General features: G+C 70.1%; 14 protein-coding genes. 10 read left to right on the top strand and 4 right to left on the bottom strand.

The annotated features are described in order from the left end of the window. Positions 1 to 23 precede the first annotated feature (23 nt). Entirely contained in the window at positions 24 to 374 is a 351-nt protein-coding gene (locus UAA55_RS20530) for a carboxymuconolactone decarboxylase family protein (RefSeq protein ID WP_416235213.1), read from the bottom strand. A 161-nt stretch (positions 375 to 535) separates the two neighbouring features. On the opposite strand from UAA55_RS20530, the gene UAA55_RS20525 reads away from it, so the two are divergent. From UAA55_RS20525 to UAA55_RS20500, 6 genes are all read left to right on the top strand, one after another. Continuing rightward, on the top strand, positions 536 to 1,474 hold the full coding sequence (locus tag UAA55_RS20525; RefSeq protein WP_322955029.1) for an AraC family transcriptional regulator: 939 nt from the start codon (positions 536 to 538) through the stop codon (positions 1,472 to 1,474). A 20-nt stretch (positions 1,475 to 1,494) separates the two neighbouring features. Next, the gene (pdeM, locus tag UAA55_RS20520) at positions 1,495 to 2,244 is read left to right on the top strand and encodes a ligase-associated DNA damage response endonuclease PdeM (RefSeq protein ID WP_322955028.1); all 750 of its coding nucleotides are present in this window, start codon (positions 1,495 to 1,497) and stop codon (positions 2,242 to 2,244) included. A gap of 422 nt (positions 2,245 to 2,666) precedes the next feature. Further along, on the top strand, positions 2,667 to 3,347 hold the full coding sequence (locus tag UAA55_RS20515; RefSeq protein WP_322955026.1) for a deoxyribodipyrimidine photo-lyase: 681 nt from the start codon (positions 2,667 to 2,669) through the stop codon (positions 3,345 to 3,347). Further along, a complete protein-coding gene (locus tag UAA55_RS20510) occupies positions 3,344 to 4,108 on the top strand; it encodes a cryptochrome/photolyase family protein (RefSeq protein ID WP_322955025.1) in 765 nt (254 codons plus the stop codon). The genes UAA55_RS20515 and UAA55_RS20510 overlap by 4 nt, the downstream gene beginning before the upstream one ends. A 79-nt stretch (positions 4,109 to 4,187) precedes the next feature. After that, positions 4,188 to 5,525 (top strand): NAD(P)/FAD-dependent oxidoreductase, encoded by a 1,338-nt coding sequence (locus UAA55_RS20505; protein WP_322955024.1) that lies wholly within the window; start codon positions 4,188 to 4,190, stop codon positions 5,523 to 5,525. Positions 5,526 to 5,529: 4 nt separating this feature from the next. Continuing rightward, positions 5,530 to 5,673, top strand: coding sequence for a hypothetical protein (locus UAA55_RS20500; protein ID WP_322955023.1), 144 nt, complete (start codon positions 5,530 to 5,532; stop codon positions 5,671 to 5,673). Between the two features lie 3 nt (positions 5,674 to 5,676). Here UAA55_RS20500 and UAA55_RS20495 read toward each other — a convergent pair whose 3' ends face one another. Together UAA55_RS20495 and UAA55_RS20490 are read right to left on the bottom strand one after the other, a co-directional pair. Next, the gene (locus tag UAA55_RS20495; protein WP_322955022.1) at positions 5,677 to 6,438 is read right to left on the bottom strand and encodes an alpha/beta fold hydrolase; all 762 of its coding nucleotides are present in this window, start codon (positions 6,436 to 6,438) and stop codon (positions 5,677 to 5,679) included. A gap of 75 nt (positions 6,439 to 6,513) precedes the next feature. Continuing rightward, positions 6,514 to 6,978, bottom strand: a complete 465-nt coding sequence (locus tag UAA55_RS20490; RefSeq protein ID WP_322955021.1) for a GNAT family N-acetyltransferase — start codon at positions 6,976 to 6,978, stop codon at positions 6,514 to 6,516. Between the two features lie 367 nt (positions 6,979 to 7,345). Between UAA55_RS20490 and UAA55_RS20485 the strand changes: the two genes are divergently transcribed. From UAA55_RS20485 to UAA55_RS20475, 3 genes are all read left to right on the top strand, one after another. Continuing rightward, positions 7,346 to 8,152, top strand: a complete 807-nt coding sequence (locus UAA55_RS20485; RefSeq protein WP_322955019.1) for an N-formylglutamate amidohydrolase — start codon at positions 7,346 to 7,348, stop codon at positions 8,150 to 8,152. 29 nt (positions 8,153 to 8,181) lie between these two features. After that, positions 8,182 to 8,490 (top strand): DUF1244 domain-containing protein, encoded by a 309-nt coding sequence (locus UAA55_RS20480; protein ID WP_322955018.1) that lies wholly within the window; start codon positions 8,182 to 8,184, stop codon positions 8,488 to 8,490. A 106-nt stretch (positions 8,491 to 8,596) separates the two neighbouring features. Continuing rightward, positions 8,597 to 8,860, top strand: a complete 264-nt coding sequence (locus UAA55_RS20475) for a DUF2312 domain-containing protein (RefSeq protein WP_040850401.1) — start codon at positions 8,597 to 8,599, stop codon at positions 8,858 to 8,860. A gap of 89 nt (positions 8,861 to 8,949) precedes the next feature. Here UAA55_RS20475 and UAA55_RS20470 read toward each other — a convergent pair whose 3' ends face one another. Beyond that, positions 8,950 to 9,783 (bottom strand): DODA-type extradiol aromatic ring-opening family dioxygenase, encoded by an 834-nt coding sequence (locus UAA55_RS20470; protein WP_322955016.1) that lies wholly within the window; start codon positions 9,781 to 9,783, stop codon positions 8,950 to 8,952. Between the two features lie 125 nt (positions 9,784 to 9,908). On the opposite strand from UAA55_RS20470, the gene UAA55_RS20465 reads away from it, so the two are divergent. Beyond that, complete coding sequence (locus tag UAA55_RS20465; protein ID WP_322955013.1) at positions 9,909 to 10,871, top strand: LysR family transcriptional regulator; 963 nt, start codon at positions 9,909 to 9,911, stop codon at positions 10,869 to 10,871. Positions 10,872 to 10,924: the final 53 nt, after the last annotated feature.

Genomic DNA, 10,924 nt, shown 5'->3' with positions numbered 1-10,924 from the left:
TTGGAAAAGCGCCGCCGCCCGCGTCAGCCCGCGTTGGACGGGTGGCTGTCGTAGGCGTCCATGACCCGGGTGGTATAGACCAGGGCCGCCCCGGCGCCGATGGCCACGGCCACGCCCAGGGCCTCGGCGATTTCCTCCTTGGTCGCGCCATTCTTGATGGCGGCGTCGGTGTGAACGGTGATACAGCCGTCGCACTTGACGCTCACGGCCACGGCCAGGGCGATCAGCTCGCGGGTCTTGGCATCCAGGTGGTTGGTATGCTGGCCGGCGCCGCTGATGGTGACGTAGCCCTTCACCGTGTCGGGGCTGAGCTTGGCATAGGCGCCAACGCCGGCACCAATCTGCTGACGATACTGGTTCCAATCGAGCATCATGATCCGCTTCCCTTCAATGCGCGGGGTGCCGTCGGTTGAAGGCAGCGTCCGCGGTGCGTTTCGATGAGTGAACGGTAGCGCCGGGCCGCCCGCCGCTGAATGCCCGGGCGGATCGAGGTGATGACCGGCAGGATCAACGTTGGCTGGGTGAAGCAAAGTCGATGGACGACGATCGCAACGACGTGCTGAGCACGCTGGCACCCCTGATCCAGGTGCGCCCGCAGGTGGAGCGGCACTGCCTGTTCGGCCCCGGCTGGTCGGCCCCGCACGGGCGGGAAGCCTTCGGTCTGGCGCCCTTCCACATCGTCACGGCGGGCAAGGCCCACGTGCTGTTGCCCGACCTGGACCGGACCCTGGACCTGACCGATGGCGATGTCCTGTTGTTGCCCCACGGCGCGCGGCACACGGTGCGCACCGCCGGCGCGCCGGCCGGCGCCACAACAAGACTGGAGCGTCACGACAACGGCGTGGTGGAGGTGCGGCGCACCAGCGACCTGTCCGGCGAGGCCTCCCCCGCCCTAGACCTGATCTGCGGGCAATTCGCCTTCGAGCGCGTGGCCGACAACCCGCTGCTGGCCCTGTTGCCGGAGGCGGTGCACCTGCGCGGCGGCGGGCGGCGCCTGGCCCGGCTGGTGGAGACCATCCGGGACGAGGTGGCCACCCCGCGCGCCGGCGCCCGTGCCATCGCCACCGACCTCGCCCGCGCCCTGTTCACCATGATCCTGCGCGGGCACCTGGAGGATCACGGCGAGGGCACGGAGGTGGCGGGCCTGCTGGCCCGCCCGGCGACCGCGCGCGTGGTGGCGGCCCTGGTGCGGGACCCCGCCCGGCCCTGGACCCTGGACGACTTGGCGGACCAGGCCCATCTATCCCGCGCCAGCCTTGTGCGCGCCTTCCGCGCCGCCGGCGCCCCCGCCCCCCTGGCCTTCCTGGCCCAGGTGCGCATGGTCCTGGCCGTGCGCCATCTGGTGGCGGAGGGCCTGTCGCTGGCGGAAACGGCGGCCCGCGTGGGCTATGAATCGGAAAGCGCGTTCAGCCGCGCCTTCAAACGCCATTACAATGCAGCGCCCGGAGATTACCGGGACGCGGCGCGCGCCTGACTGTATGGGGACCCTTTCGCATGAACGCCCGTTTCGGCACCGGCGACACCGGCCACCAGACCAGCCTGACCGTCAACGGGGCCGTGGTGCTGGCGGACGCCAGCGGCGCCCTGTTCTGGCCGGACCGGGGCCTGCTGGTGGTGGCCGATTTGCACCTGGAGAAGGGCACCGCCTTCGCCGGGCGCGGTACCTTGCTGCCCCCTTACGACACCGCCGCCACCCTGGCGCGGCTGGAGGCGGTCTGCCGCCGCCTGGGCCCCCGGCGCGTGCTGTGCCTGGGTGACAGCTTCCACGACCCGCGCGCGGGCGCCCGCGTCTCGGCCGACGACGGCCGCCGCCTGGCGGCGCTGATCCAGGCCCGTGAATGGCTGTGGGTGGTGGGCAACCACGACCCGGCCCCGCCGCCGAACTGGGGCGGCCGGGTGGTGGATGACTGGGTCGAGGGGCCCTTGGTCTTCCGGCACGAGGCGCAGAACACCGCCCGCGGGGATATCACCCCGGTGGGGGAAATTTCCGGCCATTACCATCCCAAGGCCAGCGTGCCCACGCGGGCACGGCGGGTGGGCGGCCGCTGCTTCGTCACCGATGGCCACCGCTTGGTGCTGCCGGCCTTCGGCGCCTATACCGGCGGTCTGGACGTGCGCGAAGCGGCGTTGCGCCGCCTGTTCCCCGGGGCCTTCAGCGTCGTGCTGCTGCACCGGGACCGCGGCTACGCCTTCCACTCGACCCATATCCTGGGGCCTGACCTGGCGGACACCGGCACATATTGAGAGGGACCCCAAAAAGGAAACGGGCGGCCCGGGGATGGGGGGACCCGGGCCGCCCTTAGGTCGTCCGCTGAACGCGCTTTGGGGGTGCGCAGCCAGGCCGGGATGGGGGAACCGGTACACTGGATCATCGAGCGGACACTGTTTCAGATAGGATCGGTCCCGGGAAAAACAAGCACGCCAATACATCAGTATAGGGTGAGGAATAGAGTTCGCCCCGGGTGATCCACCGGATGGACGGGTACGTATCTTACGTCATATGCGGTTCGTCCTGCGGCGTTCCGTCCAACATCCTGCCAAAACCCGCGCCAGGCCGACAGCCAGCCCCAAATGTCGCATTTTTTCTTGCCCGCTATTGTAGCGCTCACATCCCGCCGGCCAGCCGGCGCAGGCCTGTCATCTGCAAAAATGCTAGGGTTCGCCTGATGTCCGCCGCCCCACAAGCCGCCATCGTCGTGTGGTTCCGCCAGGATCTGCGCCTGTCCGACAACCCCGCCCTGACCCACGCCGCCCGGTCCGGCCTGCCAGTCGTGCCGGTCTACATCTTGGACGACCAGACACCGGGGCCGTGGGCGCCGGGCGGGGCGTCGCGCTGGTGGCTGCACCACAGCCTCGCGGCGCTGTCCCAGGCGCTGGCTGGCCTGGGTTGCCCCCTGATGCTGCGGCGGGGCCGGGCGGACGTGGTCCTGCATACCCTGGTGCGCGAGACCGGAGCAAAGGCCGTGGTGTGGAACCGCTGTTACGAACCCCACGCCGTCGCCCGCGACAGCGCCCTGAAGGCCGGCCTCAAGGCCGAGGGCGTCGCCGTCGACAGCTTCAATTCCGCCCTGTTGGCGGAACCGTGGACGGTCAAGACCGGCACCGGTGCCCCTTACAAGGTCTTCACCCCCTTCTGGAAGGCGGTGCGGGAAGGGTTGGATCCCGGCCAGCCCCTGGCGCCCCCCGGGCACTGGCCGCCCTGCCCACCCCACCGGATGGCGACCGGCTGGCGGACTGGGGGCTGCTGCCCACCAAGCCCGACTGGGCCGACGGCTTGCGCAGGGCCTGGACACCGGGCGAGACCGGTGCCCATCAGCGCCTGCGGGATTTCCTGGCGCGGGCCGTGACACACTATCCCGAGGGCCGGGACTATCCGGCGCAACCGCTGACGTCCCGCCTGTCGCCCCATCTGCACCACGGCGAGATTTCCCCCCGCCAGGTCTGGGCGGCGGCGCAGGCCCACGGTGGAGATGGCGTGGGCCCATTCCTGCGCGAACTGGGATGGCGCGAGTTCTGCCACCATCTGCTCTACCACTTCCCCCGCCTGCCCGAGCGCCCATTGAATCGGAAGTTCGAGGCCTTCGCCTGGGACGACAACGCCCCGCATCTGGCGGCGTGGCGGCGCGGCCAGACGGGTTACCCCATCATCGACGCGGGCATGCGGGAGCTGTGGACCACCGGCTGGATGCACAACCGGGTGCGCATGGTGGTGGGGTCCTTCCTGGTGAAGCACCTGCTGCTGCCCTGGACGGCCGGCCAGGCCTGGTTCTGGGGCACGCTGGTGGATGCCGACCTGGCCAACAACGCCGCTGGCTGGCAATGGATCGCCGGCTGCGGCGCCGACGCCGCCCCCTATTTCCGGGTGTTCAACCCCGTGCTGCAGGGGGAGAAATTCGACGCCAAGGGTGATTATGTGCGCCGCTGGGTACCGGAACTGGCGGGATTGCCGGGCAGCGTGCTGCACCAACCCTGGATGGCCGATGCCGCTACCCTGCGGGCGGCGGGCGTGCGCCTCGGCCGCGACTATCCCCGTCCGGTGGTGGAGCACAAGGCGGCGCGGCAGCGGGCGCTGGACACTTTCGCCGCGATCAAAGGGGACAACGACTGACCTCTGGGGTTAAATGCCGATGCGAGATCAGATGGATGGCCAAGGGCTTGGAAATGGCGCTGGCAGCGGGAGCGCGGGCATGAGGATCGCCGTCATCGGCGCCGGCATCACGGGCATGAGCTGCGCCTGGCTGCTGGCGCGGCAGGGCCACGACGTGACCCTGTTCGAGCAGAACGGCTATCTGGGCGGCCATTCCAACACGGTGGATGTGCCCGGTCGCGGCGCCCATCCCCTGCCCGTCGACACCGGCTTCATCGTCTACAACGCCGCGACATACCCCAACCTGGTGGCGATGTTCGAGCATCTGGAGGTGCCCACCCAGGCGTCCGACATGTCCTTCGCCGTGACGCTGGACCGGGGCAAGCTGGAATATTCCGGTACCAATCTGGCCGGCATGTTCGCGCAGAAGCGCAACCTGCTGTCGCCGACCTACCATCTGATGCTGCGCGACATCCTGCGCTTCTACAAGACGGCACCGGCCCTGCTGGACCAGCCCTCGGCCGCCGCCATGACTCTGGGCGAGTACCTGGTGGCGCAGCGCTACGGCCATCGCTTCATCTACGACCACCTGCTGCCCATGGGAGCGGCCATCTGGTCCTCCACCATCGGCGAGATGCTGTCCTTCCCGGTGCAGAGCTTCGTGCGCTTCTTCTGCAACCACGGCCTGCTGAAGCTGAAGGAACGGCCGCAGTGGCGGACGGTCACGGGCGGCAGCCGCGCCTACGTCACCCGCCTGACCCGGTCGCTGGAAGGCCGGGTGCACACCGGCCGCGCCATCGTCGCGCTGCGGCGCTCGGGCACCGCCGTGCACATCCAGGATTCCCAGGGCTGGAGCGGCAGCTATGACCAGGCCGTGCTGGCGACCCATGCCGACCAGGCGCTGGCCCTGCTGCTGGACCCGTCGGAGGAAGAGCGCCGCGTCCTGAGCGCCTTCCGCTACCAGATGAACCGGGCCGTGCTGCACCGCGACCCGTTGCTGATGCCCCGGCGCGCCAAGGCCTGGTCCAGCTGGAACTACAGCGCCCATTCCACCCGGGACCGCGACGCCAAGGTGTCCGTCACCTATTGGATGAATCTGCTGCAGGGGCTGGACAAGCGGGTGCCCCTGTTCGTCACCCTGAACCCCATCACCGAACCGCGCCCGTCGCTGAAGGTGCGGGAGTTCATCTACGACCACCCGCTGTTCGACCTGGCCGCCGTGACGGCCCAGCAGGAACTGGGCCTGATCCAGGGTATCCGCCGCACCTGGTTCTGCGGCGCCTATTGCGGCTATGGCTTCCATGAGGATGGCCTGTCGGCCGGCCTCGCCGTGGCGGAGTCGCTGGGCGCCCAGCGGCCCTGGCAGGTCACCGACGCCTCCCCCGCCGGGCGCAACGCCCGACCGCGGGGCGGCGCGCGCCTGGCGGCCGCGGGGTGAAGGGATGATGGTCCTGGCGTTCCGGCGCGCGCGCAACGCCGCCGGCGACCATGACTTCGCCGCCACCGACGCGGAGTTCGACGCCATCACCCGCCACTTCGTCCCGCCGGATGACGCGGAAGGGCTCACTATCGTACCCTACCCGTAAAACTCAGCCCGCCAGGAAATCCGCGATGGCCCGGCCCAGGTCCGGCTTGGTCACGGCGCTCATGTGGTCGCCGGGGATTTCGGCGTAGCGGGCGTTGGGCAGGGCCGCGACCAGGTCGGGGGCGGAACCGTTGTCCTGGTCCTGCGCGCCGGCGGTGACCAGGATGGGCAGGTCCAGGCCGGCCAGCACGGCCGGCGGGGTGTCGACGAAGGTCTCCAGGATGTTCAGCAGGGCGACGGGATCGCCGCCGACCGTCTTCAGGAAGGCCTCCGCCATCCATTCCGGCGTGCCGCGCTCGAAGGTGCCCAGGTTGGTCAGGATGCGGCGGAAATGCTCCCCACGTCCGGCGGTGTGGGTCAGGCCGGCCAGGCCCATGCCGGCGCAGATGGCGCGGGCCGGGGTGGCGCCGCGCGCCAGCATGCGCATGGTGGTGCGCCCGCCCAGGGAATAGCCGCCCAGGTCATAGTCGGTCAGGCCCAGATGCTCCACCAGCGCAAGGCCGTCGTCGGCCAGCACGTCGGGCGGATAAGCCGACACCTCGTGCGGCTTGGCGCTGTCGCCGTGGGCGCGCAGGTCCGGCATGATGACGCGGTAGCCGCGTTCCGCGATGCGCGCGGCATGGCCGTACTTCAACCAGTTGACCGTGGCGGTGGAGAAGTAGCCGTGGATCAGCACCAGCGGCCGGCCCTGCCCCAGCTCGCGGTAAGCCAGGCGCTGGCCGTCGCGGCCGAAGAAGTGATGAACGGCGATGTCGGAGGGGGCCACGGGCGTGCATCCGGCGTTGGGGTACCTCGCCTCAGGCTATCGCCAGGCGATCGGATTGGAAAAGTCTTCCGCCGCTTAACGGCCGAGCGCCTTGCGCATGCCCCAGGCGGCCAGCCGAGTGCCGCAGCCCATGGTCATCAGGCGGGGCCCCTGGCGCTGATAGCCCATGGCCTCATAAAACCCCACCGCATTCATGGAGGAGGTGAGGTGCAGGGCACCCGCGCCCCGGTCACGCGCCAAGGTCTCGATCTCTTCCAGCAGACGGCGGCCGGTGCCCTTGGCGGCCAGCGGGTCGACATAGACGGCCCGCACCTCCGCGCTGTAGAGCGCGGAAAAGCCGACCACCCGGCCCGCCTGCTCCGCCACCAGCACATGCTCCCCCCATTCCGTCATGGCCGCGCGGTAGTCCGCCGCCGCGCGCCCGCCCAGCAGGGCGATGAGCTGCTCCGGCGAATAATGCCCGGCACAGAAAGCGTGTACGGAACGGATGTGGACCTGGCGGATGCCCTCGGCGTCGTGGGCCTCCCCGGGCCGGATCACCGGTGTCGGGGCATCAAGGGGGGTGTGCGTATGCTCGACCGGTACATGCCGCCCAATTTTATCCTCACCCAAGGGCTTCGGCAGCGCCCGTCCAGCACCTGGAACAGTCGCGGTCATTTCAAAGGAAACGTGCGCATCCCGGGGGTCCAACGCGGGAAAGGCGCACGTCGATGAAGTATGCACGGGTGACGAGCCGAAAGCGACGCTCCATATGCACCCATTGCTATTTTCACGGTAATCCCGGCGGCGCGCAAGCTGGCCGTTCATAGTCCCGACATAAGCGATACGGAGGCCCCCGGCTGGGGCTTCCATCCCCCGTCGGGACCGCTATCTTGGAAGGGCACATTTCCTTGCGATGGGCCGCCCCTTGGACACGCTCGCCTCCCCCGCCGCCTTGCTGACCCCTGACGAGCCACCCGCCGTTACGGTGGTGAATCCCCAAGGGGCCGCCCCCGTGGTGCTGCTGTGCGAGCATGCGGCGCGGCGCGTGCCCGCCCGTCTGGGCACGCTGGGCGTACCGGCGGCCGACATGGAACGTCATATCGCCTGGGACATCGGGGCGGAGGCGGTGACCCGGGCGCTGGCCCGGCGGCTGGACGCGCCGGCGGTCATCGCCGGGTATTCCCGCCTGGTGGTGGATTTGAACCGCCCGCTGGACAGCGCCACGCTGATGCCGGCGGTCAGCGACGGCACCCCCATCCTGGCCAACCAGGCCCTGACCGATGCCGACCGCCAGGCGCGGCTGGACGCCCTGTTCCACCCCTATCACGCTGCCGTCGCGACGTGCGTCGATGCCAAGCGCGCGGCGGGCCAGACGCCGGCCATCATCTCCGTCCACAGCTTCACGCCAGTCATGAATGACTTCCAGCGGCCCTGGCACCTGGGCGTGCTGTGGGACCAGGACGGCCGCCTGCCCCTGCCGCTGCTGGACCTGCTGCGGGCCCAGCCGGGCGTGGTGGTCGGCGACAACGTCCCCTATTCGGGGCGCGACGGCCACGGGTACACCCTGAAGACCCATTCCACCCGGCCGGGCCTGCCCGGCGTGCTGATCGAAATCCGGCAGGATTTGATCGGCGACGCGGTGGGGGTGGAGCGCTGGTCCACCATGCTGGCGCATGCCCTTGGACAGCTGATCGGCCGCCCCGATATACACCACGTGCTGGCCGGCGCCTGAGCCGGCCACCCCATTCACAAGGATATTCCATGGTTCCCGAGATCGACGACGCCACCCGGGTGGCGCTTGAGGCCGCCGCCTTCCGCCGGCTGGTGGCGCATTTGCGTGAGCGCACCGACGTCCAGAACATCGACCTGATGAACCTGGCCGGCTTCTGCCGCAACTGCCTGTCCAAATGGTACCGCGCCGCCGCCGAGGAACGGGGCGTGGCCCTGGACTATGAAGGCGCGCGCGAGATCGTCTACGGCATGCCGTACGACGACTTCAAACGCCTGCACCAGCGCGAGGCGACGGCGGAGCAGAAGGCGGCGTTCGAGCAGAGCAAGCCGAAGGACTGACACCGGGGCGGGGCCCCTTTACCGGCGCTTGCCCATCCCCGGCCGCGCGGGTAAGGTCGCGCCCTCACCATTCAGACCACCCACTTAGAACGAAGAGGCATTCCCCATGTCGGACGCCCCTGTTGCGACGGATGTTGGCGGCATCGCCGGCGACCGCCTGCGCTCCATCATCGAGCGCATCGAACGCCTGGAAGAGGACAAGAAGGGCATCGCGGACGACATCAAGGACATCTACGCCGAAGCCAAGGGCGTGGGGTTCGAGACCAAGATCATCCGCGCCATCGTCCGCTTGCGTAAGATGGAAAAGAACGACCGGCAGGAGCAGGACGCCCTGCTGGAGCTCTACAAGGCCGCGCTGGGCATGGAGTGAGCTGCCGGGCTCGCGAGAGCCCTGCCGCCGTCAAGATCAAGGCCGGGCCGCCACGGGGCGCCCGGCCTTGATCTTGACGGCCCGCCCCCTCAATCGAACCGGTAGGCGTCCATAGCCAGGGCGCCCAGTTGCACGCTGTCATGCAGGCGGCGGCCGGGCCGGCCGGGGGTGGCGGCGCCCACAGCGGCGAACAGGGGCAGCAGGTGTTCGTCGCGCGGGTGGTTCTGGCGGGCGAAGGGGGCGCGGGCGCGGTAGTCGTCCAGGGCCGCGACGTCGGCGCCGCTGACCTTGTCATGGATCCAGGATTGGAAGGCGGCGGCCCAGGGCGCCACCTCATCCGTGCCCTCCCACGCCAGGTCACGCAGATTGTGGGTCAGCGAGCCCGAGGCGATGATCAGCACCCCCTGGTCGCGCAGGGGCCGCAGCGCCTCGCCCAGGCGACGGTGGTGGGCGGGGCCCAGGTGCGGCTGGATGGACAGCTGGGTCACGGGGATGTCGGCCTCGGGGAACATCAGGGTCAGGGGAACCCAGGCGCCATGGTCCAGGCCCCGCGCATCTCCACCCGTGACCGTGATACCGGCGGCAGCCAGGGCCTCCAGAGCCGCCCGCGCCACCTCGGGCGCCCCGGGGGCGGGGTAACGCATCTCGAACAGGGCGCGGGGGAAGCCGCCGAAGTCGTGGATGGTCTCCGGCCGGTCGGCCAGCGAGGCGGCGGGGGCCGCCGTCTCCCAGTGGGCCGACAGCACCAGGATGGCGCGGGGGGCGCCCGCCGCCCGGATGTCGCGCCCCAGGGACTGCAGGAAGCGCCGCGCCTCGCTGTCCTGCAATGCCAGCATGGGGGAACCGTGGGAGATGAAATAGACCGGCTGGCGCTTCACCGCGGCGGCGGCGGGAGCGGACGGGAGGGCGGCGGTGGACGACATGGGTGAAGCCTTGGATTCGGAAGGGTGACCCTTCCAACATGGCCCCGTCCCTACCATTTGCCAAATCACTGGTTACCAACATCATCATTCACCATAGTGATGGTCAGTTGCGAAGGGGGCCATCCATGGACATCAGCCAGATCGACCTGAACCTGCTGCACGTCTTCGACGCGCTGTACCGGGAACGGCAGGTGACGCGCGCCGGCCGGGCGCTGGGCCTGTCGCAGTCGGCCGTCAGCAACGCGCTGTCCCGCCTGCGCCAGCACATGGGCGACGACCTGTTCGTGCGCACCCCCGCCGGCATGGTGCCCACCGCCGTGGCCGACGCCATGGCCGGCCCGCTGCAGGGCGCCCTGGACCAGGTGCGGGCCGCCCTGGCCGCCCGCCAGCCTTTCCTGCCCTGCGAGGCGCGGGACGCCGTCACCGTGGGCCTGTCAGACCATGCGGAGTTCGTGCTGGGACCGCCCCTGGTGGCGGCGTTGCGGGCGGAGGCGCCGGGCCTGTCCCTGGTGCTGCGCCACGCCGACAAGGACAACGCCCTGCCCGGGCTGGAGTCGGGCCAGTTGGACCTGGCGCTGGGCATGCTGCCCGACCCGCCCGCCCACATGACGCGGCAGATGCTGGTGCGCGACGGGCTGGCGGTGCTGATGCGTCCCGGCCACCCGGCGTTGGAGCAGGCGTGGGGCCTGGAGACCTACCTCGCCTACGCCCACCTGCTGGTTTCGGCCACCGCGTCCAAGGTGGGGGCGGTGGATCGCATGCTGGAGACGCTGGGCCGGCAGCGCACCTTGGCGGTCGTGGCCTCCCATCTGCTGGCGGCGGCCCCCATGCTGCGCGACAGCGACCTGTTCTGCACCATGCCGGCGCGTGTGGCCCACCCCCTGGCCAAGGCCTTCGGCCTGGCCATGCGCCCGCTGCCCCCGGACCTGTCGGGCGGTATCATGCGCCTTGCCATGGTCTGGCACCGCCGCCTGGACAGCCACCCGGCCCATGCCTGGCTGCGCCGCCGGGTGGCGGAGGTGGCCCGATCCCTGCCGCCCATCCCCGGCGTCACCGATCCCGGATTCATGGAGGGGACCGCCGCTTGACCTGGCTCATTGGCCCGCCCCCGCCGGCGATGTAAAGTGCCGCCCCTGATTCT

Origin of the sequence: Nitrospirillum guanabarense (genome assembly GCF_034653355.1) — a bacterium.
Taxonomy (GTDB): domain Bacteria; phylum Pseudomonadota; class Alphaproteobacteria; order Azospirillales; family Azospirillaceae; genus Nitrospirillum.
Note: the sequence above shows the minus strand (reverse complement) of the source record. Positions and strands in the feature narration are given on the sequence as shown.